Here is a 21,049-nt window from a genome sequence, read left to right as displayed (position 1 = left end):
TTTGTATAAGTATTTTAGAGAGGGGTGCAATGCTCATGTGGGAGCGGGCTTGCTCGCGAATGCGGTGTATCAGAAGAGACATGGGAGGCTGGCACACCGCATTCGCGAGCAAGCCCGCTCCCACACTGGATCTACTTCCAGCCCAGGATCCAGCCGTCGCTATCTTTCAAAGTCTGCCATGCGAGACGCTCACTGCGCTGGGTCAGCACCGCCTGCAACTCAATGTCCAGCACCATACCTTCCTCATCGCGGAACAGCGCGGTCACCAGAAAATGTTTTTCGCGGTTTTGCGGGTGGGCTGCTGTCCATTTCGACAGCAGCAATTTACTCGGATTAATGCGATTCACTGCAAGTGCTCATGCAACCGCCGCGCAGCTTCCTGACCACTGAGCCAAGCGCCTTCTACACGCCCGGACAAGCACCAGTCGCCACACACATACAGGCCCAGATCGGCATCGGCCAGGGCGCCCCATTCGTGACTGCTGGCGGGACGCGCGTAGAGCCAGCGGTGCGCCAGGCTGAAGGTCGGAGCGGGCATGGCGCTGTGCAGCAGCTCGGCAAATGCGCCATGCAGTTGCTCGATCACCGCTTCCTTGGGCAGGTCGATATGTTGCCGGCTCCAGGCGCTGGTCGCATGCAGCACCCAGGTGTCGAGGGTGTTGTCGCGTCCGGGTTTGCTGCGGTTGCGCGCGAGCCAGTCGAGCGGGCTGTCCTGCACGAAGCAACCTTCCATGGGCGTATCCAGCGGTGTATCGAACGCCAGCGCTACGGCCCAGGTCGGCTCCATTTTTACCCCGGCGGCGGCCCCAGCGAGTTTCGGCGCGGAGGCCAGCAGTGCAGTGGCTTGAGGCGCCGGTGTGGCGATCACCACATGACTGAACGGACCATGGGTGAAGCCTTCGGCGTCTTGCAGATGCCAGTGTTCTTCACCGCGATACACCTCGGTGATCCGGCAGGCGAAATGCACTTCCAGATCGCCGAGCAGGCCGCGCGTGATGGCGCTCATGCGGGGCGTGCCGACCCAGCGCGTCTGTTCGTCCGGTGACAGATTGAGCTGGCCGCCGTGAAAGGTGTAGAGCTGCGGCGCCCATTCGGCGACCCATCCGTTGGATTGCCAACGCTGGACCTCGGTGACGAAGCGCCGGTCGCGGGCAGTGAAATACTGGGCACCCATGTCCAGAGCTCCCGCATCACTGCGCTTGCTCGACATGCGTCCGCCACTGCCGCGGCTTTTATCGAAAAGTTGAACGACATGCCCTGTATCTGTCAGGGCTTGCGCGGCTGAGAGCCCGGCGATGCCGGTGCCGATGATTGCGATAGGTACAGTCATAGGGGCCTCGTTTACCTTTCTGTACAGACTACGCCGTGGTTTAAACCTGTACAATATTGTTTTTCGGTATAACTTTTAGCGTTCTCGATCTGACAGCTTGGCCTATTGTTAAACACAGACACTGCCCGATATCAAAGATCCCTGCTTATAAAAATAGACTAGTGATCAGGGTAAAACGCCACGCGAGGAAGAAGTCATGCACATATTGCTGACCGGCGGTACTGGTTTGATAGGACGTCAACTCTGCCGACACTGGTTGAGCCAGGGACATCGCCTGACCGTCTTGAGCCGCACGCCCGAAAAAGTCGCAAAAATCTGCGGCGCCCAGGTTCGCGGCGTCGCGTTGTTCGAAGACCTCGGGCAAGAACCGGTAGACGCGATTATCAACCTGGCGGGCGCACCCATTGCCGACCGGCCATGGACGTCCCGGCGCAAAGCCTTGCTCTGGAGCAGTCGCATCACCCTGACCGAAACCTTGCTGGCCTGGCTCGAGACCCGCGAGCAGAAACCGCAGGTATTGATCTCGGGTTCCGCCATTGGCTGGTATGGCGACAGTGGTGAGCGGGAGTTGACGGAAGCCTCTCCGCCGTCCATCGATGATTTCGCCAGTCAGTTATGCATTGCCTGGGAAGAAACCGCTCAGCGCGCCGAGGCCTTGGGTATTCGAGTGGTGCTGATTCGAACCGGTTTGGTGTTGTCCGCCGAGGGCGGCTTTTTGTCGCGGCTGTTGCTGCCGTTCAAACTGGGACTGGGCGGGCCTCTGGGCAGTGGTCGGCAGTGGATGCCGTGGATTCATATCAACGATCAAATCGCCTTGATTGATTTTCTTCTGCATCGCAACGACGCCAGCGGTCCCTATAATGCCTGCGCGCCTAAACCGGTGCGCAACAGCGAGTTCGCCAAGACATTGGGCAGCGTGCTGCACCGCCCGGCGTTCATGCCGATGCCGGCCCTGGCCCTGAAAGTGTGCCTGGGCGAGTTGTCCCTGCTGTTGCTGGGTGGTCAGAAGGCCGTACCGGTGCGCTTGCTGGAAGCGGGTTTCACTTTCCAGTTCACTGATTTGCGCGCGGCCCTGGACGACCTGTCCAGCCGCCTTTGAAATAGGACGTTGAATGACCGATCACGCATTGCTTCTGGTTAACCTGGGTTCACCTGCCTCCACCTCGGTGGCGGATGTGCGCAGCTACCTCAATCAATTTCTGATGGACCCGTATGTGATCGACCTGCCATGGCCGGTGCGACGCTTGCTGGTGTCGCTGATCCTGATCAAGCGTCCAGAGCAATCGGCCCACGCCTACGCGTCAATCTGGTGGAAGGAGGGCTCACCGCTGGTGGTGCTCAGCCGTCGTCTGCAACAGGCAATGACTGCCCAATGGACCCACGGGCCGGTTGAGCTGGCAATGCGTTACGGCGAGCCGTCGATTGAGTCGAAACTGGTTGAGCTGGCGGCCCAGGGCCACAAAAGAATCACCCTCGCGCCGCTTTATCCACAGTTCGCCGACAGCACCGTGACCACCGTGATTGAGGAGGCCAAGAGGGTGGTACGCGAGAAGCAGCTCGATGTGCAGTTCTCGATTCTCCAGCCGTTCTACGATCAGCCGGAATACCTTGATGCGTTGGTGGCCAGCGCCAAGCCTTATTTGCAGCAGGATTACGATCACCTGCTGCTGAGTTTCCACGGTTTGCCGGAGCGGCATCTGACCAAGATAGACCCTACCGGTCACCATTGCTTCAAAGGCGATAATTGCTGCCTGAACGCTTCGCCAGAAGTATTGGCGACCTGTTACCGAGCCCAATGCCTGCGCACTGCCTCCGAGTTTGCTAAACGGCTGGACCTGCCGGACGGCACATGGTCGGTGTCGTTTCAGTCGCGCCTGGGCCGGGCGAAATGGATCGAACCCTACACTGAGGCGCGCCTGGATGAATTGGCGGGGATGGGCGTGAAGAAAGTCCTGGTCATGTGCCCGGCGTTCGTGGCCGATTGCATCGAGACGCTTGAGGAAATCGGTGATCGAGGCAAGGAATTGTTCCGCGAGGCGGGGGGAGAGGAGTTGGTGTTGGTGCCGTGCCTCAACGATGATCCGCAGTGGGCGCGGGCGTTGAGTGCCTTGTGTGAACGAGCGCCGTTGGCGTTGTAAAAACACGAACTGTGGCGAGGGAGCTTACTCCCGCTGGGTCGCGAAGCGGCCCCAAAACTCTCGCAGTCGACGAAGATTTTGTGAGTGCTGCGCACTCAAGCGGGACGGTGCGGCGATCCGACAAGCTCCCTCGCCACGGTGTCGCGTCAACCTTTAGAGCAACGGCTCATCCGCCTTCTTGTGCTTCCAGCTGTCATTGCCCGGCAGCAGCAGATTCAGCCCGATCGCCACCACCGCGCACAACGCGATGCCTTTGAGGCCGAAGTCGTCGGGGCCGGTGCCAGTGCCGACCAGCACACCGCCAATCCCGAACACCAGCGTCACCGACACAATCACCAGATTGCGCGCTTCACCCAGGTCGATCTTGTGGCGAATCAGCGTGTTCATCCCTACCGCGGCAATCGAGCCAAACAACAGGCACAGAATCCCGCCCATCACCGGCACCGGAATGCTTTGCAGCAACGCGCCGAACTTGCCGACGAACGCCAGGCTGATGGCAAAGATCGCCGCCCAGGTCATGATTTTCGGGTTGTAGTTCTTGGTCAGCATCACCGCGCCCGTCACTTCGGCGTAGGTGGTGTTGGGCGGGCCGCCGAACAGACCGGCCGCAGTGGTGGCAATGCCATCGCCGAGCAGGGTGCGGTGCAGGCCGGGCTTCTTCAGGTAGTCGCGACCGGTCACGCTGCCGACGGCAATCACCCCGCCGATATGCTCGATGGCCGGCGCCAGCGCTACCGGAACGATGAACAGAATCGCCTGCCAGTTGAACTCCGGCGCGGTGAATTGCGGAATCGCAAACCACGGTGCGGCGGCAATCTTCGCGGTATCAACGACGCCGAAATAGAACGCCATGGCAAACCCGACCAGCACGCCGGAAATGATTGGCACCAGGCGGAAGATGCCTTTACCGAACACCGCGACGATCAGGGTGGTGAGCAGCGCCGGCATCGAGATCAGCATGGCGGTCTGGTAATCAATCAGCTCGGTGCCGTCGCCAGCCTTGCCCATCGCCATGTTGGCGGCAATCGGCGCCATGGCCAGGCCGATGGAGATGATCACCGGACCAATCACCACCGGTGGCAGTAGACGGTCGATGAACCCAGTACCTTTGATCTTCACGGCAAGGCCGAGGAAGGTGTAGACGAAGCCCGCCGCCATCACGCCGCCCATGGTCGCCGCGAGGCCGAACTGGCCCTTGGCGAGAATGATCGGGGTGATGAAGGCAAAGCTCGACGCGAGGAACACCGGCACCTGACGCCCGGTGACGATCTGGAACAGGATCGTTCCCAGACCTGCGGTAAATAGCGCCACGTTCGGGTCGAGGCCGGTAATCAGCGGCATCAACACCAGGGCGCCGAAGGCCACGAACAGCATCTGTGCGCCAGACAGTACCGTGCGCCAGAGCGGATCGTTGAACTCTTGCTGCATGCTCAAGCGTCCTTCTGCTTGGTACCGAAGATCTTGTCACCGGCATCGCCCAGGCCTGGGATGATGTAACCGTGTTCGTTGAGTTTTTCGTCAATGGAGGCGGTGTAGATCATCACGTCCGGGTGCGCTTTGCCTACAGCGGCAATGCCTTCCGGCGCGGCAACCAGCACCATGGCGCGGATATCGCGGCAACCGGCCTTTTTCAGCAGGTCGATGGTCGCGACCATGGAGCTGCCGGTGGCGAGCATCGGGTCGATGATCATTGCCAGGCGCTCGTTGATTTCCGGCACCAGTTTTTCCAGGTAGGTGTGAGCCTGCAGGGTTTGTTCGTTGCGGGCCACGCCGACGGCGCTGACTTTGGCGCCCGGGATCAAGCTCAGCACGCCTTCGAGCATGCCGATACCGGCGCGCAGGATCGGCACCACGGTGATCTTCTTGCCGGCGATTTTCTCCACCGACACGGTGCCGCACCAGCCTTCGATGTCGTAGGTTTCCAGCGGCAGGTCTTTGGTGGCTTCATAGGTCAGCAACGCACCGACTTCCTGAGCGAGCTCACGGAAATTCTTCGTGCTGATGTCGGCGCGGCGCATAAGGCCGAGTTTGTGACGGATCAGCGGATGGCGGATCTCGAGGATGGGCATGGGAAAGGCTCCGGCGGCGGGCAAAAAAACCGGCCTAGATTAATCTATCCGAGGGTGTTGTCCTATAGACATAGAGTACGTTAGTCCACAAACGCTTGATCTGGCCGTGCGGGATGCGTACCTTTGCCCGCTTTTCCCGAATCCTGCCACCCCCTGGAGAGCGCCATGTCCGCTGATCTCGAGCATATCCGTCAAATCATGCGAGAGGCTGACTGCCTGTACACCGAAGCTGAAGTCGAGGCGGCCATCGCCCGCGTCGGTGCACACATCAACGAACAACTGGCTGACACTAACCCGGTGGTGTTCTGCGTGATGAACGGCGGTCTGATTTTCGCCGGCAAGCTGCTCACCCATCTGCAATTCCCGCTGGAAGCGTCCTACCTGCACGCCACCCGTTATCGCAACGAAACCAGCGGCGGCGACCTGTTCTGGAAAGCCAAGCCGGAAGTCTCGTTCATCGACCGTGACGTGCTGATCATCGACGACATCCTCGACGAAGGTCACACCCTGGGCGCGATCATCGACTTCTGCAAACACGCCGGCGCGCGCAAAGTGCACACCGCCGTGCTGATCGACAAGGACCACGACCGCAAGGCTCGCCCGGACCTGAAAGCCGATTTCGTCGGCCTGCCATGTATCGACCGTTACATCTTCGGTTACGGCATGGACTACAAAGGCTACTGGCGTAACGCCAACGGGATTTTTGCTGTTAAAGGAATGTAAGAACATGACCGTGCCCAGCTTTCTTGATCAAACCCTGTTCACCGAATTGGCCGAGAAAGCGGCGGCGAATCCTCGCGGGCGTCAGCATCACAACTTCCATCAGATGGAAGAGGCTTGCCATCGCATGGCGGTGGGCTTGCAGCCGAACACGTATATCCCGCCTCACCGACACTTGGGCGACAACAAGGCCGAAACCTTGTTGGTCCTCAAAGGGCAGCTCGGTTTGCTGATCTTTGATGAGTCTGGCGTGGTCGTGAAGAAGCAAGTCCTCGTCGCCGGTGGTGATTGTGTCGGCGTGGACCTGCCAACAGGTGTGTTCCATGGCTTGGTCGTGCTGGAAGCCGACAGCGTGATGTTCGAGTGCAAAGCCGGGCCTTATCGCCCGGTCGGTGAGGGTGAGCTTGCTCCGTGGGCGCCACGTGAAGGCGAGCCAGGTGTGGCCGAGTATCAGGCCTGGATGCGCGCGCAGTTTGATTGAGCCGTGCGCTCAATTTTCCCCGGCCAGCCAGCGTTCGCTTTTGCGACGAGCCTGTTCCAGGTTGTTCACGTAGGCCAACTGACGCTGTTCCCGATGGATGCCCGCGCGCCTGAGCTTCAGGCGCACCCTTGGAGCAGTCGCCACCAGAATCAGGCCGATGCCGTCCGTGCGGTAATCCCTCAGGATATTGTCGAAGGCCGCCAGCGCCGTCATGTCCAGCATCGGCACTGCGCTCATCTCGACGATCACCACTTTGACCTCCGGACTGAATTTGCGTAGCACTCCCAAGGCTTTTTCAGCAGCGCCGAAGAACAGGGGCCCGCGTATCGCATAGCAACGAACATGTTCCGGCATGTCCTGCAAGGCTTGATGGAAGGCGCGGGGTAGTTCAGCGGTATCGGTGAGATCGCTCATGCGTTTGATAAATAACCCGGCGGCCAGCAGCAGGCCGACGGCGACGGCCATCACCATGTCGAACAATACCGTCAGGCTCAGGCAGGTCAGCAAGACCAGCACATCGCTGCGAGGTGCGATGCGCAAGGTATGCAGCACGTGCCGGGCCTCGCTCATGTTCCACGCCACCATGATCAGCAATGCTGCCAGTGCAGCCATCGGCAAGTAGCTGAAAAGCGGTGCGAGGACGAGTATTGCCATCAGCACCACGGCGCTATGAATAATGGCGGCCAGTGGCGAAAAGGCTCCGCTGCGCACGTTGGTGGCACTTCGGGCAATGGCCGCCGTGGCGGTAATGCCGCCGAACAACGGTGCGATCAGGTTGCCCAGGCCCTGGCCCAGCAGTTCTGCGTTGGGATCGTGTTTGCTGCCGGTCATGCCATCCGCCACCACCGCACACAGCAAGGATTCGATGGCGCCGAGCATGGCGATGGCGAACGCCGGCGCCATTAATTGACGGATCAAGTCATACGACAGGTGCAGAGGTTGGCCGTCGGGACCGGGCAGATTCCACGGCCAATCAAAGCTTGGCAGGAACGGCGGAATGCCGGGATGGCTGACGCCCTCGACCATGTAGCTGAAACGCTCACCCAATGTCGCCACCGCCAGCCCACCGTGCTCCAGCGCCAACCCCAGGAACGCGCCGATGGTAAGCGCTACCAGATGCCCCGGAATCCTCGGCACCCACCGTGGCCAGACAATCAGAACGGCCAGGCAGGTGAGGCCGATGATCCCGTCCCCTAGCCGGGCGCTGGGTAACGCCAGAATCAAAACGCCCAGCTGTTCGATGTAGTGTTCTGCCTGGCCGGCGGTGTTCAGGCCCAGCAAATCCTTCAATTGCAGGGTGGCAATGACAATGCCGATCCCGGCGGTAAAGCCCAGGGTGACCGGGTACGGAATGTACTGAATCAACCGCCCGGCTCGAATCAGCCCCAGGGCAATGAGGATGACGCCGGCAAGCATGGTGCAAAGCAGCAGGCCGCCCAGGCCATATTGTTGGGTGATGGGCAGCAGAATGACTACGAACGCGGCGGTCGGCCCACTGACATTGAAACGCGAACCGCCTGTCAGGGCGATCAGGGGCGCAGCGATCAGTACCGTATACAAACCTTGCTGGGGCGGTACACCTACGGCAATCGCCAGTGCCATGGCCAACGGGATGGCGATAATCCCTACCGTTACCCCGGCACTGATGTCGCCGCGTAAGCGCCTGAGGGTGTAACCGGCGCGCCAGGTCTGACGCCAGGCCGCGAACAACGGGGGGACGGAGAACGTCATGAACACTCCCTAGAAGACGATGCACTGTTGAACGACGGCTGAAAGCTCGTCCAGCATCGCCAGCCTCGTACTGCGAAGTATTGACCTATATCGCCAATTCGCGCGGTTGATCCTCATGCTAGAGTGCTTGGCCTCGCCTTCGGAGCCCGTCATGAGCCTTTTGATCCGCAGCTGCGCCGCCCTGTTGCTGACCCTCAGCCTGCCACTGGCGGCCGCCCCGGCGCCGATGCACGCGCAGTTTCTGCCGCCGGACGACCTGACACTGCGTGATGCCGAGCCCGAACAACAGCAACTGTTGCAGGTCACCGAGTATTCGGTGGTGGTCGGCAGTCAGCGTCAGTCCAATCAACAGCCGATTCCTGTGACTTCCCCCTTGCTGATCCGCCTCAAGGGCAAGTCCTTGAACAAGGGCGCGACTATCAACCAGGTGCTGGTCAATTTCGACGGCGAAAGTAAAAGCCTGAAAAAGCCGATCTACGACGAAAAAAGCAAAACCCTGACGCTGTTTTACCCGATGGCGCAGTACCGGGTGGTGATCGATTTGTTGCGTAATGACACGGTGTATTGCCAGTTCCTCAGCTACGCCAACGGCCATGTCTGGGCAGATCTGCACACCGGGGCTGTTCGTCCGCGTTGAGCCTTTTGCCCGGGCAGGGGTAAACTGCCCGCCCCGTGAAATGTCTGCGAGCTGGAGTCGGCAATGCGTAAAGATAAGAAACAAGTGATTGGTGACGAGATCGGCGATGAGCAGATCAAGTTGTTTCTCGATTTCGAACCGGTCGACGCCACTTCGCCGTCCCTGCACAAACTGATCAAGGCCTACCGTGGCCTGCGCATCGATGACTTCGAGCGTTTTCTGACGTTCTTCGTCGAAGCTGGCCTGGACCTGGATGGCAAGGATGAGCACGGCAATGACTTCGTTGCCCTGATCAAGGACCAACGCAATGCCGCCGAATACATCGAGTTGATCACCAAGGCGCGCGGCTGATCCCGGATACACCGGAATCTGTGGCGAGGGGATTTATCCCCGTTCGGCTGCGCAGCAGTCGCAAATCTTTTGAATGCTGTTTGCCAGACACACCATGCAAGCAGTTTTTGGGGCCGCTTCGCAGCCCAACGGGGATAAATCCCCTCGCCACAGAATAAAGTCAGCCAGCAATATGATTTCAGGCCCATAAAAAAACGCCCCGCTCTCACTGAGAACGGGGCGTTTTTTATGCGGCCGAATCAAGCGTAGCTTTCGGTCTCGTTACTGGCTTCAACCAGTTCCAGTGCGACGTTGTTGTGCGCATTGATCTTGCGATACAGCGCAGCGTCGGTTTCCAGAACCTTTTCCCGGGCCGGGAAGATTTCCGCCAGTTTGGCAGCCCATTCACCGGACGCCTTGTTCGGGAAGCATTTTTCGATCAGCTCAAGCATGATCGAAACAGTCACCGAAGCGCCTGGGGAGGCGCCGAGCAGGGCGGCCAGGGAACCGTCCTTGGCCGCGACCAGTTCGGTACCGAACTGCAGAACGCCGCCCTTTTTCGGGTCTTTCTTGATGATCTGCACCCGTTGGCCGGCCACTTCCAGGCGCCAGTCTTCGGCTTTCGCTTCCGGGTAGAAACGACGCAGGGATTCCAGGCGCTGCTCCATCGACTGCATCACTTCGCTGACCAGGTACTTGGTCAGGTCCATGTTGTTTTTCGCCACGGCCAGCATCGGGCCGATATTGCCGGCGCGAACCGACATCGGCAGGTCCATGAAGGAACCGTGCTTGAGGAACTTGGTGGTGAAACCGGCATACGGTCCGAACAGCAGGGACTTCTTGCCATCGACTACGCGGGTGTCCAGGTGCGGCACCGACATCGGTGGCGAACCCACTGCAGCCTGGCTGTAGACCTTGGCCTGGTGATGCTTGACCACTTCCGGATTATCGCAACGCAGCCACTGGCCACTGATCGGGAAGCCGCCGAAGCCTTTGCTTTCTTCGATGCCCGAGGCCTGCAATAACGGCAGTGCCGCGCCGCCGGCGCCGAGGAAGACGAACTTGGCATCGACTTCACGGGTGTTACCGCTGTTGACGTCCTTGATGCTGACGGTCCAGCCGCTGCCGTTGCGCTTGAGGCCTGTCACGCGCTTGCAGTATTTGACCTGGGCATCGGGTGCGCTGGTCAGGTGCTTGAGCAGTTGATTGGTCAGGGCGCCGAAGTTGACGTCGGTGCCGTTCATCACGCGGGTGGCCGCGACGACTTCATCGGCTGGCCGGCCCGGCATCATCAATGGCATCCACTCGGACATGGTGGTCTTGTCTTCGGTGTATTCCATGTCCGAGAAGGCGTGGTGCTTGCTCAGGGTCTTGAAGCGTTCCTTGAGGAAGGAAACGCCTTCATTGCCCTGCACGAAGCTCAGGTGCGGCACCGGGCTGATGAACGTCTTGCACGAGCCGAACGTGCCTTTCTTGGTCAGGTAGGACCAGAACTGCTTCGACACCTCAAACTGAGTGTTGATGTGCACGGCTTTCTTGATGTCGACGCTACCGTCGGCGGCCTGCGGCGTGTAATTGAGCTCACACAGCCCGGCGTGACCGGTACCGGCGTTGTTCCACGGGTTCGAACTCTCCGCGGCACCGGAATCCATCAGCTCGACGACTTCCAGCTTGATCGCGGGGTCGAGTTCTTTGAGCAGTACGGCAAGGGTGGCACTCATGATGCCGGCCCCAACCAGTACTACGTCGACTGCTTCGTTATGCGCCATTTAACGCGTCTCCAAAATCTGCAGCACCAAATTGTCGGCATGGCGGCCAGGTGTTCAGGGGCGTGTTATTGATGCCCCAGGTAACCATGGCCAGTGTCGCCATGTCCGAATCTTCGCAATTTTTCGCAACTTCGACGGATGCATGCGGCCGGGCCTAAAGAGTTACATGAACTCATCTCGGCGCGCGGCTGGCAATTCGACTTATGGTCGAGACATCCGTTTGTGCAACCAAATCCGTAGCGGACAGGCTTCAGGCTCCGGTGTTCGAGGAGTACTCGGTCCTGTGTCGTTGGGCTGTTTCAGACGCTAATGGTGCATGTTCAGACGCAAAACTATTCATTTGCTCGCCACACTCTTGTGAAGTTGTGAAAACCCGTTTTTTTCACGCTCTTTTGAAGACGTGAACCTCAAAAAGGGCTGTCCCAGCCTGGCACTGTGCCCGGATGGATTGCCGCCATGGGGTACATGACAGGCAAAACGGGCAAACAGCTCAGTAACCGAGCGTAATGACAGCTCTGCAGATTCGCGAAAAGTGGGGTTTTTGCTCAAGGAACAGCAAGCGCGCCAGCTTCACTCGATCTGTGTGGGCGGCTCTCTGTGGGCGGTGCGGGGTGCCAATACCGAAGCATTGACGATGCTGCGAGGCCCGATCAGGAGACGTCCTTATAATCGGGGGGAGATTGTATCTAAGAAACGCGGGGAAATGGACGTGTTTAATGACTTTTATTAGGCGTCTGGTCAGGTGGTCAACAGATGTTGCACCCGTGCACGTGGCCGACGCTGGCTGACACGGGCGCTAGGCGGCAGCGGATGGTGCAGCCAGTTGAGGCGGATTTCTTCGATTTCGACCCAGCCATCGCCCATCGGCTGGAGGCTGCACTGCTTGAACGCCTGGCAGTGACCGTTGCGGTCGAGCAGGGCAAAGCTGCGGTGCAGCGGGCGTGGTGCGAACAGCGAGATGAGATAACGCATGGCGAAGTACCTTGTGGGTGACCTGTAGTGAAGGTTGCCAGCAAGCCGTGACGTGCAAGTGTATGGGCGATGACAGATCTGTGACAGGAACCGGTTTCCCACGGGTTTGTCAGACATTTCAGTATTCACTGTGAGGTGCTAGTTACCCGCAGTGGCCCACCGCTATACTGCGGGCCTGTTTGTGCCTGATTCTGGAGAGAAGAGCATGTTGCAACGCCTGTTGTTCGGTTTGATCACTGTGACCAGTTTGACCCTCGTCGGCTGCGCCCACAGCCCGCAACAACTGAACCCTGAACCCAAGCTGACGACTCAGCTGGCGCCGGTCGGCCGTGGTCAGCCGGTGGTGGTGCGTGTGGTGGACGGTCGTCCGTCGCCGACCCTGGGCACTCGTGGTGGCCTGTACCCTGAGACCAGCGCGATCACCGTGCAGGGCGCGCAGATCCTGCCGAAGTTGCAGGCTCAGGCCGAGGCGGCCGTGCGGTTGCTGGGCTTTACCCCGACGTCGAATGCGCTGAATGCTCCGCAGTTGACGGTGACGCTGGCCGAACTGAAGTATCAGTCGCCCAAAGAAGGCATGTACGTGACCGAGGCGACTATTGGCGCGACGTTCCGCTCTGATGTGCAGAACGCCAACCGTCGCTACAGCGGTCGTTACGGTGCGTCCCTGGATCAGCGTTTTGGTATGGCGCCGAATCAGGAAACCAACACCAAGCTGGTCAGTGATGTATTGAGCGATGCGTTGACGCGTCTGTTCAAGGACCCGACGATTGGTCAGATTCTCAGCGAATAACGTTCGCGAGATGCAAAAAAGCCCGGTGCCAGCAATGGCCCCGGGCTTTTTCATGGCTGCTGACTACTCAGGCATACATCGAACAATTGTGGGAGATTCTATGTTGCCCGGCAACCCTGAATTCTCAGGCTGACAGGTATTCGCTCTGATTTTTCATCAGGGCAAATGCCACTCGACAGAGCTTTCGGGCCAAGGCAACCAAGGCCTGGGTTTTCGAGAAGCCTCTAGCCAGGTATGCCTCGTAAAACGGCTTCCATTTAGGCGAGCGACACGCCGCCATTGCGGCGTTGTACGCCAAACGACGAACCTCCGGATCTCCTTTTTTGGTCAGGTACCGCTGCCCATTCTTCTTGCCGGAGTCTTCGACTGCCAAGTCCATTCCCAGGAATGCGATGAACGCATCGCTGTTCGCAAAATCGCCCCGCATAAAGGTCGTCGCCAACCCGGTTGCGGTCAGTTCCCCAACGCCTTCGATGGCTTTGCAGCGATCAATATTCGCCTCAATTCCCGCCTCTTTGCTGACCTTGCGCAGCAGTTTCTGAATCGCCTGATCCGCTTGCTTGAACGCCTTCTGCTGAGCGACCTGCACTTTCTTCAACAAGGGTTCATTGGCCCAACTCAACATCAGCCCAGCATGGTTCTGGATCAGCGTTGCACGTCTGTGAAGCAGGCTTTTCAGCGAGCTGTAGGCCTTGGGTGGCGGGCTCCAGACCCGCAGTTTGCTTTGTTCATTCTCCAGGTAACGCGCCAGCAAACGCGCATCGCAGGGATCGTTCTTGGCTCGTTGGCCAACGCCACGGCGGTAATGACTCACGCGATAAGCATCCACCACGTAGACCTGATGACCCATCTCATGGGCCAGCTCTACCGTGTCCAAGTGGTAGATGTTGGTGGCTTCAACGGCGATAGCACTTTGGGCAGGCAGGGTTTTAAGCCAACGCTTGAGGGCGGTTCGATCGTTCTTGATGTCTTGAATGATTTGCAGGTCGGTGCGATAGACAGCAATTTGGGCCTTGGCGATATCGATACCAACAACCGTCTGCGAAGTAAGGATTGTCATGACGAATCCTCGGAGCTAGGGTTTAAGTGCTTGTTGGGGTCTACCGTTGCGCTGGCTTGTCTCTATCGTCGGTTTACCGATGAATTCCTTATCGGCGCTTTGGGTAGAAGGGGCGGGACGAGAAGTCTCCCACAGTCTGTACTGGTCAGAGTCAGAATCGAGTCTGTAGTCCCACCCACCCCTTCAAGTCTAAACATACAAGCGAGCCTGCTCGCGATGACGGAGTGTCAGTCAACTTGATGTTGAACCTTAAATCCCCATCGCGAGCAGGCTCGCTCACACAAGGGATCATCGGTGATCAGGCAGCTTGCGAATAAAAATCCAGCACACTCACGCCCGTCAGCAAATCCGTCTCCGGCAAATCCGCATGTTGATGCCCACCCAACGCGCAATAAACCAGCCAGTGGCGGTCCTGAACGTTAAAGGCGAGGCTTCCTACTAGGGTTTGTTGTTCGTCGCTCTGGGCGATGAGGTAGAGGCGGTCCTGGTTTTCGGCGTGCAGCATGACGGTTTCCGTGTCGGTTTCGAGGGCCGCCAGACTGGCCTATACAGATGACGGCGCCGTGACACAGGGCAGCATTTGGTCAGATGCTTCGTTATTTGTCGGAAAGGCGGCGCAGGTGGGCGGGCTTTCGGTAGAATCCGCGCCGCGATCGTCGGTTCGGCGTTTGCCACACCTGTTCTGCCGAGGTCCGTGATGTCGTTGCATTTGATTTCGCTGTTCACCCACCATCCCGCCAAGTTGATCAACCTGCTTGCGCTGCTGTTGGCGTTCCCGGGCGGTTGGCTGCTGCATGCCACTCGCCGCCGTGAACAACGCGCCATGGCGAGCCTTGTCGCCCAGCGCCAGAGCCGCCCGAACGAAGAGCCCACCCTGGATTGGGCGACCTTGCGCATGAACCGGTTCTTCTACCGCTTCGGTTTCGCCTGCCTGGGGCTGGCGCTGCTGGTGTCGTGGATCAGCACCCGGTTCTGAATCTCTTGCGCAGACCCCTGTGGTGAGGGAGCTGCTGTGGTGAAGAGACTGCCGTGTTGAGGGGACTCTGTGGCGAGGGGATTTATCCCCGTTCGGCTGCGCAGCAGTCGTAAATCGGCGCCCACGGTCTGTCTGAAAACTGTGATTGCAGGTGTTGGGGCTGCTGCGCAGCCCAACGGGGATAAATCCCCTCGCCACAGGGCGCCGTTGTTGTATCCGGGCAATTACAGCGGTAAGCCAGCCTTGACCCGGTACTGATTCCGCACCGGTGTCGCATATTGCAGCACCAGATACGGACGATGCTCCTCGGGACAAGCCTCCAGGCGACGTTGCCATTCTTCCTGGGCCTTGGCCAGTTCGTCCGCCGCAAACACCTCGGCAGCCTTCGGCACCTGCAGTTGCGGATCGGCGTCTTTCCACTGCGCGTAAGCCAGGTAGTGCACCGGGAACAACCGGTAGCCGCCGAGGATCTGCCGGTCCATTTCGATCGCCAATTGCTTGGTATCGTCGAACAGTTCGGTGATCGGCGCAGCGAAGTTAACGTGCACCCGGCCCTTGTAGCCGGTGATGCCCTTGGCGATGCTGACGTCGTCTTCGCCCGGCACTTTGGTGTAGCTGCCGGTGGTGGCGCGGATGAACAGCTCGCGGGCCTTGGCCTGGTCGCACGGGTCGTATTCGTAGCTGATCGACACCGGACTCACGTTCAGCGAGCGGATGACTTCGCCGAACGGCTCGTCCTTGCGGCTCATGTGGAACATTTTCAGGATCGCCGACTCGGTGCGGTCGTCGCCGTCCTTGGCCCGGCCTTCGGCCTGGGCGATCCAGATGGAGGCGCAATCGTTGCGGATCGAGTGGTTGATGTAGGCCGACAGCAGCTGGTACGCCGCCATTTTCTCGCGACGCCCGGTGATCGAGCGGTGCACGATGAAGCTCTTGTTCAGGCGCATCAGATCGCTGACGAAAGGCTTTTGCAGCAAGTTGTCGCCGATCGCGATGCGCGGGGTCGGCAGGCCGGCGTGGTACACGGCGTAGTTGACGAAGGCCGGGTCCATCACGATGTCGCGGTGGTTGGCGATGAACAGGTAGGCGTTGCCGGACTTGAACTGCTCGACGCCGGTGTACGTTACACCGTCCGTGGCTCGCTCGATGGTGTGGTCGACATACATCTCGACTTTATCCTGCAGCGTGGCCACCGACGTGACGCCGGCGAACTCACGGCGCAGCCGATGAGCTATAAGAGGTTTGAGCGCCCAGCCGAAAGCACCGGCAAAGCGCGGGAAGCGGAAGTGGATGAGGATATCTAGAAACGCCTTGTCGCCGAGCAGTCGGTCCAGCACCGCTGGGACTTCGCTGTCGTCGTAAGGTCGGATGGCATCGAATTCGCCCATCATGCTCTCTTGTTAGAAACGGCTAGGGTAAGTAAAGGTTTTGATCGAAAACCAACGGGGCACGGTCTGAAAAGTTAGCCAGACAAAAATAGCCCTGCAAATAGACCGGCGATTATACGCACAAGTCACCTGGGAGACCGCGATGCTGGAAACTGCGCTGTATGAATGTCCGTATTGTGGTGAGGAGGTTGAGACGGCGGTGGACCTGTCCGGTGGCGATCAGACCTATATCGAGGACTGTCAGGTGTGCTGTCGGCCGATAACGTTTGTGTTGCAGGTGGAAGGAGAGGAATGGCATCTCGAAGTGTTCAGTGAAAACGAGTAAGGGGCGTCTATGCAGCGAATCTACGAGCCGGAAAACCTGATGGAAGGGGAGTTGCTGCAAGGCATGCTGGCCAGCGAGGGCATCGAGGCGCATCTGGCGGGCCGCGATTTGATCGGCGGGGCCGGTGAATTGCCGATTTATGGCCTGCTGGGCTTGTCGGTGGACAACGACCAGGCCGAATACGCCCGGGAGCTGATCACCGCGTACAATGCCGCGCTGCCACTGCCCGGTGATGAGCCGGACAGTTTTCCCGGCACGCTGGTCTGTTAGGCTGGCGTTCGTTTTATTGAGAGTCGTGTTGCCCCATGTGTGGACGTTATGCCCTGTTTCGCTGGAACCCCGCCTTCGCGGCCCTGCCTGGCTTCCCCGCCGATCAGCAGGCCCAGTGGAATATTTCCCCCAATGATTCGGTGCTGATGCTGCGTGCCGGTGTCGACGGCCAGCGTGAGTTGGCCCGAGCGCGTTGGGGTTTGACGCCGCCGTGGCTGACTGACCTTTCCCGCACCCCGGCCCATGCCCGGGCCGAAACCGTCGCTGAACAACCGATGTTTCGCCAGGCTTTGCGCGAGCGCCGTTGCCTCCTGCCGGCCAACGGTTTTTACGAATGGCGCGGCACCACCCGCAAGCGGCCGTATTGGCTGACGCCGGGGGAGGGCTCTACTTTATTTTTCGCGGCAATCTGGGAAGCGTATCCGGTGCAGGAGCAGGTGTGGCTGAGCACGGCCGTGATCACCCAACCAGCCGCGAGTCAGCGTCGGCCGTTGATTCTCGACGCGGCGGGGCAAGAGGCCTGGCTCAATCCCGAAACGCCATTGCATGCCTTGCAGGCGTTGCTCGCCAGTGAGCCCGCAGCGTTGCGCGAGCGGGTGTTGGCGAATCTGGTGAATGATCCGAAGTTGAATGGGCCGGAGTGTCTTACCCCCGGCTGATGGGGTGTCTCTGCTGGCCCCATCGCTAGCAGGCTAGCTCCCACATTGGATCTGTGCTGTACACAAATTGTGTGTTCACTGAAGATCAACTGTGGGAGCTAGCCTGCTAGCGATGGGGCCTTTGGATCAAACCTTGAACTGATTGATCAACCGCCGCTGCTGCTCAGCCAGTTTGGTCAGGTCCGCACTCGCCGCACTCGATTCATCCGCCCCGCCCGCCACTTCATTGGCCACTTGCCCGATGTTGATCACGTTACGGTTGATGTCATCGGCCACCGCGCTCTGCTCCTCGGCCGCACTGGCAATCTGCGTGTTCATGTCGTTGATGACCGACACCGCCTGAGTAATCGTCTCCAGCGCCTCGGCCGCTTTCGCCGCATGTTGCACGCTTTCGTCGGTGCGGTTCTGGCTGTCCTCCATGACCCGCACCACATCGCGGGTGCCTTGTTGCAGTTGCTGGATCATGGTCTGGATTTCTTCCGTGGCCTTCTGGGTTTTCTGCGCCAGGTTGCGCACTTCATCGGCCACCACCGCAAAACCACGGCCCTGTTCGCCCGCGCGGGCGGCTTCGATGGCCGCGTTCAAGGCCAGCAGATTGGTTTGTTCGGCGATCCCGCGAATGGCGGTCAGGATCGCGTTGATGTTCTCGCTGTCCTTGGCCAGGGTTTGCACCACGCCGACAGCCTTGCCGATTTCCACGGCCAACACGCCAATCGAGTTCGACGTATCACGAACAATCTGCATGCCCTGGGCCGCGGCCTGATCGGCATGGCTGGCGGCTTGCGCCGCCTGGGTCGCGTTGCGCGCCACGTCCTGGGCGGTGGCGGTCATTTCATGCACCGCCGTGGCCACTTGATCGATCTCGGCCATTTGTTTCTGCACACCGATGTTGGTGCGGATGGCGATGTCGGCGGTGTGTTCCGACGAATCGCTGACACTCTGCACCGAGGTCACGACCTGGGTGATCATTGCCTGCAACTTGGCCAGGAACGTGTTGAAGCCTTTGGCGATCGAGCCCAGTTCGTCGGCGCGGTCGCTGGTCAGGCGGCGCGTCAGGTCGCCTTCGCCTTTGGCGATATCGTCGAGCATCGCCACCATTTGCTTGAGTGGGCGGGCAATGCCATGGCCCACCAACCAGATCACCAGCAAGCCGATACCGGCGATCAACAAACCGACCATGGCCATGCCGAAGGTGTCGGATTTGCGTTGAACGTCCAGATCACCCTGCAGCTTTTGCAGGTCGGCCATCACTGCGTTCAACGGCAACTGCAGCATCAAGGTCCAGCGTGCATCGGTCTGGCCGATACCGAACGGCAAGTACAGCTCGATCCGACCCTGGGCCTTGTCGACGGTGTAAGTCACTTCGCCGCGCTTGAGGTTGGCCATGTTGGCGATCTGCTTGCTGTCGAGAATGTCGCTGACCTTCTCACCGAATTTGCTCGGGTCCTTGGTGTAGGCAACGATCCGGCCATTACCGCCGATCAGCGCCATTTCCCCTGCGCCGTTGTACAGTTTCTGATTCGCGCCCAGGAGCATTTCCTGGATGAAGTTCACCGACAAGTCAGCACCAACGATGCCCTGAAAGGTGCCGTTGAGCATGATCGGTTCAATAAAGGAGGCGAGCATGACGATTTTGTCGCCGACCTTGTAAGGCGCCGGATCGATCACGCAGGACTTTTTGGTTTCTTTCGAGCACAGGTAGTACTCGCTGGCGCGGACCCCGGTGGACAGGGTTTTCTGGTCGTCGACGTCCACCAGTTTGTCCAGGCCCAGGGTGCCGTCCTCGTTGCGGAACCACCACGGCAGGAAGCGCCCGTTGCTGGCATCGATGCCGACCACTTTGGTGTCGACATAGGCCGCGTCGTTGTGGTCGAGGGCGTCTTTTTCCCAGCCGATATAAGTGCCGAGAATTTTCGGGTTCCTGGCCACGTTTTCCTTGGTCAGGCTGATCAACTGTTCACGGCTCAGGCTCAGCTGCGGCTGACCATCGGCGCCCGGTGTGCCGATCAACGTGTTGACCCGCACCAGGCCGCCTGCGATCAGCAGCGGTGCTTCGAGCTCACGCTGGATCTGGCTGACCTGGGTTTGCGCCAGGGAGGTCAGGCGCTGCTCGATGACTTGCTCGAATTGCGCCTGGGTCCGGTCCTGGACCATGTCTTGCGTCCGGGCGCCGGAAAACAGTGCGTACAGCACCAGCGCGGCGACTACGCTAAGAACGATGGCGCCGGCGAGGGCGGCCACGGAAAACTGGATCGACTTGAATTTCATGGGTGCTCCGCACGCAAGAGGACGTCTGCGGTGGTGTATCGGCAGGCGCCCGGAGGGCCATGAGCGGGGTCGGGCGAAATGGCTGTTTTGGAGTGTTGGATGTCGCAAATGAATCATTGCGGGCCGTTGTCGGCCGTCGCCGGCGTCGGTATGTGAATTTTTTCCTACGGTCATGAGAGTTTTGACTGAAATAGACGTCTACTCATCTGCGTAACTGGCGTCGATACATTCCCGCCCAGGATACGCGCCATGTTTCCAGGGAGTTTTTGATGAACAAGACATTGGTTGTGTGTGCGCTGAGCGCAGGTTTGTTGCTTGCCGGTTGTCAGTCGGTCAACACCACCAGCGGCGGTGCCGTGGGTGTTGAGCGTAAGCAGTACATGTTCAGCATGTTGTCCACCGACGAAGTCAACCAGATGTACGCTCAGTCTTATCAAAAGACGGTCGGTGAGGCGAACACCAAAGGTGTGCTGGACAAGACCAGCAACGACGCCAGACGCGTGCAGGGGATCGCTGACCGGCTGATTGCCCAGGCGCCGGTTTTCCGTCCGGATTCGGCCCAGTGGAAATGGGAAGTCAACCTGATCAAGAGCGACGAGCTCAACGCCAACTGCGGGCCTGGCGGCAAGATCATTTTCTACACGGGGCTGATCGACAAACTGCAACTCACCGACGATGAAATCGCCGCGATCATGGGCCATGAAATCGCCCATGCCCTGCGCGAACATGGTCGTGAAGCGATGTCCAAGGCCTACGGCGTCGAGATGGCCAAGCAGGGTGCTGGCGCGTTGCTCGGTCTGGGTCAGGACAGCCTGGCCCTGGCGGACACCGTGGCGAAATACGGTATGACCTTGCCCAACAGCCGTGGCAATGAAAACGAGGCGGACCTGATCGGCCTCGAACTGGCGGCCCGCGCCGGTTACAACCCGAATGCCGCGATCACGTTGTGGAACAAGATGAGCAAAGCCTCGGAAGGCGCGCCACCGGAGTTCTTGAGCACGCACCCGGCTTCGACCAGTCGTATTGCTTCGTTGCAGGCAGCGATTCCCAAGGTGATGCCGTTGTACGAGAAAGCGCCGAAGTCCTGATAGCCAGGCGTTGATGCCACTGACGCTTTCGCGGGCAAGCCACGCTCC

General features: G+C 59.5%; 23 protein-coding genes. 12 read left to right on the top strand and 11 right to left on the bottom strand.

What is annotated here, in order from left to right; all coding sequences use genetic code 11:
• Positions 1 to 131: 131 nt before the first annotated feature.
• Together ACA053_RS24335 and ACA053_RS24330 are read right to left on the bottom strand one after the other, a co-directional pair.
• Positions 132 to 347 carry a TIGR02450 family Trp-rich protein gene (locus ACA053_RS24335; protein WP_497313663.1) on the bottom strand — a complete coding sequence of 72 codons (216 nt, stop codon included), beginning with the start codon at positions 345 to 347 and terminating at the stop codon, positions 132 to 134.
• Positions 344 to 1,330, bottom strand: a complete 987-nt coding sequence (locus ACA053_RS24330; RefSeq protein WP_109634779.1) for an NAD(P)/FAD-dependent oxidoreductase — start codon at positions 1,328 to 1,330, stop codon at positions 344 to 346. Before ACA053_RS24330 ends, ACA053_RS24335 begins: the two co-directional genes overlap by 4 nt.
• 196 nt (positions 1,331 to 1,526) lie before the next feature.
• Between ACA053_RS24330 and ACA053_RS24325 the strand changes: the two genes are divergently transcribed.
• Together ACA053_RS24325 and hemH are read left to right on the top strand one after the other, a co-directional pair.
• The gene (locus ACA053_RS24325) at positions 1,527 to 2,429 is read left to right on the top strand and encodes a TIGR01777 family oxidoreductase (protein ID WP_497313661.1); all 903 of its coding nucleotides are present in this window, start codon (positions 1,527 to 1,529) and stop codon (positions 2,427 to 2,429) included.
• Positions 2,430 to 2,442: 13 nt separating this feature from the next.
• Positions 2,443 to 3,468 carry a ferrochelatase gene (gene hemH, locus ACA053_RS24320; protein ID WP_109634775.1) on the top strand — a complete coding sequence of 342 codons (1,026 nt, stop codon included), beginning with the start codon at positions 2,443 to 2,445 and terminating at the stop codon, positions 3,466 to 3,468.
• Positions 3,469 to 3,621: 153 nt separating this feature from the next.
• Here the strand turns inward: hemH and ACA053_RS24315 are convergent, their stop codons facing one another.
• Positions 3,622 to 4,896, bottom strand: a complete 1,275-nt coding sequence (locus ACA053_RS24315) for a uracil-xanthine permease family protein (protein ID WP_497393886.1) — start codon at positions 4,894 to 4,896, stop codon at positions 3,622 to 3,624.
• 2 nt (positions 4,897 to 4,898) lie between these two features.
• Positions 4,899 to 5,537, bottom strand: a complete 639-nt coding sequence (upp, locus tag ACA053_RS24310) for a uracil phosphoribosyltransferase (protein ID WP_010458234.1) — start codon at positions 5,535 to 5,537, stop codon at positions 4,899 to 4,901.
• 165 nt (positions 5,538 to 5,702) lie between these two features.
• Between upp and ACA053_RS24305 the strand changes: the two genes are divergently transcribed.
• Both ACA053_RS24305 and ACA053_RS24300 read left to right on the top strand, forming a co-directional pair.
• Positions 5,703 to 6,260, top strand: a complete 558-nt coding sequence (locus tag ACA053_RS24305) for a hypoxanthine-guanine phosphoribosyltransferase (RefSeq protein ID WP_109634772.1) — start codon at positions 5,703 to 5,705, stop codon at positions 6,258 to 6,260.
• Positions 6,261 to 6,264: 4 nt separating this feature from the next.
• Complete coding sequence (locus ACA053_RS24300) at positions 6,265 to 6,738, top strand: WbuC family cupin fold metalloprotein (protein ID WP_109634771.1); 474 nt, start codon at positions 6,265 to 6,267, stop codon at positions 6,736 to 6,738.
• A gap of 9 nt (positions 6,739 to 6,747) precedes the next feature.
• On the opposite strand, the gene dauA is transcribed toward ACA053_RS24300, so the two are convergent.
• A complete protein-coding gene (gene dauA, locus ACA053_RS24295) occupies positions 6,748 to 8,469 on the bottom strand; it encodes a C4-dicarboxylic acid transporter DauA (RefSeq protein WP_109634769.1) in 1,722 nt (573 codons plus the stop codon).
• A gap of 151 nt (positions 8,470 to 8,620) precedes the next feature.
• Here dauA and ACA053_RS24290 point away from each other — a divergent pair, with 151 nt between their 5' ends.
• Both ACA053_RS24290 and ACA053_RS24285 read left to right on the top strand, forming a co-directional pair.
• On the top strand, positions 8,621 to 9,106 hold the full coding sequence (locus tag ACA053_RS24290) for a hypothetical protein (RefSeq protein ID WP_109634767.1): 486 nt from the start codon (positions 8,621 to 8,623) through the stop codon (positions 9,104 to 9,106).
• A 63-nt stretch (positions 9,107 to 9,169) separates the two neighbouring features.
• The gene (locus ACA053_RS24285; protein WP_497393885.1) at positions 9,170 to 9,457 is read left to right on the top strand and encodes a PA4642 family protein; all 288 of its coding nucleotides are present in this window, start codon (positions 9,170 to 9,172) and stop codon (positions 9,455 to 9,457) included.
• 239 nt (positions 9,458 to 9,696) lie between these two features.
• Here ACA053_RS24285 and mqo read toward each other — a convergent pair whose 3' ends face one another.
• Both mqo and ACA053_RS24275 read right to left on the bottom strand, forming a co-directional pair.
• Entirely contained in the window at positions 9,697 to 11,205 is a 1,509-nt protein-coding gene (gene mqo / locus ACA053_RS24280) for a malate dehydrogenase (quinone) (protein WP_497393884.1), read from the bottom strand.
• A 738-nt stretch (positions 11,206 to 11,943) separates the two neighbouring features.
• Positions 11,944 to 12,177, bottom strand: coding sequence for a hypothetical protein (locus ACA053_RS24275; protein WP_010458219.1), 234 nt, complete (start codon positions 12,175 to 12,177; stop codon positions 11,944 to 11,946).
• 205 nt (positions 12,178 to 12,382) lie between these two features.
• Between ACA053_RS24275 and ACA053_RS24270 the strand changes: the two genes are divergently transcribed.
• Entirely contained in the window at positions 12,383 to 12,967 is a 585-nt protein-coding gene (locus ACA053_RS24270; protein ID WP_109634763.1) for a YajG family lipoprotein, read from the top strand.
• A gap of 124 nt (positions 12,968 to 13,091) precedes the next feature.
• Here the strand turns inward: ACA053_RS24270 and ACA053_RS24265 are convergent, their stop codons facing one another.
• Both ACA053_RS24265 and ACA053_RS24260 read right to left on the bottom strand, forming a co-directional pair.
• Positions 13,092 to 14,027 carry an IS110 family transposase gene (locus tag ACA053_RS24265; RefSeq protein ID WP_497312732.1) on the bottom strand — a complete coding sequence of 312 codons (936 nt, stop codon included), beginning with the start codon at positions 14,025 to 14,027 and terminating at the stop codon, positions 13,092 to 13,094.
• A gap of 298 nt (positions 14,028 to 14,325) precedes the next feature.
• Positions 14,326 to 14,532: a hypothetical protein gene (locus tag ACA053_RS24260; RefSeq protein ID WP_018929592.1), complete on the bottom strand. Its 207-nt coding sequence runs from the start codon at positions 14,530 to 14,532 to the stop codon at positions 14,326 to 14,328.
• Positions 14,533 to 14,724: 192 nt separating this feature from the next.
• Here ACA053_RS24260 and ACA053_RS24255 point away from each other — a divergent pair, with 192 nt between their 5' ends.
• The gene (locus tag ACA053_RS24255; protein WP_497313649.1) at positions 14,725 to 15,003 is read left to right on the top strand and encodes a hypothetical protein; all 279 of its coding nucleotides are present in this window, start codon (positions 14,725 to 14,727) and stop codon (positions 15,001 to 15,003) included.
• A gap of 224 nt (positions 15,004 to 15,227) precedes the next feature.
• Here the strand turns inward: ACA053_RS24255 and ACA053_RS24250 are convergent, their stop codons facing one another.
• Complete coding sequence (locus ACA053_RS24250) at positions 15,228 to 16,394, bottom strand: 1-acyl-sn-glycerol-3-phosphate acyltransferase (protein WP_497393883.1); 1,167 nt, start codon at positions 16,392 to 16,394, stop codon at positions 15,228 to 15,230.
• Between the two features lie 139 nt (positions 16,395 to 16,533).
• Between ACA053_RS24250 and ACA053_RS24245 the strand changes: the two genes are divergently transcribed.
• The 3 genes from ACA053_RS24245 to ACA053_RS24235 are packed head-to-tail and all read left to right on the top strand — an operon-like array spanning position 16,534 to position 17,645.
• The gene (locus ACA053_RS24245; protein WP_109634758.1) at positions 16,534 to 16,716 is read left to right on the top strand and encodes a CPXCG motif-containing cysteine-rich protein; all 183 of its coding nucleotides are present in this window, start codon (positions 16,534 to 16,536) and stop codon (positions 16,714 to 16,716) included.
• 9 nt (positions 16,717 to 16,725) lie between these two features.
• Entirely contained in the window at positions 16,726 to 16,986 is a 261-nt protein-coding gene (locus tag ACA053_RS24240; protein ID WP_109634756.1) for a putative signal transducing protein, read from the top strand.
• Between the two features lie 35 nt (positions 16,987 to 17,021).
• Positions 17,022 to 17,645, top strand: coding sequence for an SOS response-associated peptidase (locus ACA053_RS24235; RefSeq protein WP_046048287.1), 624 nt, complete (start codon positions 17,022 to 17,024; stop codon positions 17,643 to 17,645).
• Between the two features lie 126 nt (positions 17,646 to 17,771).
• Here ACA053_RS24235 and ACA053_RS24230 read toward each other — a convergent pair whose 3' ends face one another.
• On the bottom strand, positions 17,772 to 19,913 hold the full coding sequence (locus tag ACA053_RS24230) for a methyl-accepting chemotaxis protein (protein WP_497393882.1): 2,142 nt from the start codon (positions 19,911 to 19,913) through the stop codon (positions 17,772 to 17,774).
• Between the two features lie 269 nt (positions 19,914 to 20,182).
• Here ACA053_RS24230 and ACA053_RS24225 point away from each other — a divergent pair, with 269 nt between their 5' ends.
• Positions 20,183 to 21,001, top strand: coding sequence for a M48 family metallopeptidase (locus tag ACA053_RS24225; RefSeq protein ID WP_497313643.1), 819 nt, complete (start codon positions 20,183 to 20,185; stop codon positions 20,999 to 21,001).
• The last annotated feature ends 48 nt before the right edge of the window (positions 21,002 to 21,049 follow it).

It is taken from the genome of Pseudomonas sp. LBUM1672, assembly GCF_059695655.1.
The sequence above is the reverse complement of the archived record's forward strand: the minus strand, read 5'-3'. Positions and strand labels throughout refer to the sequence as shown.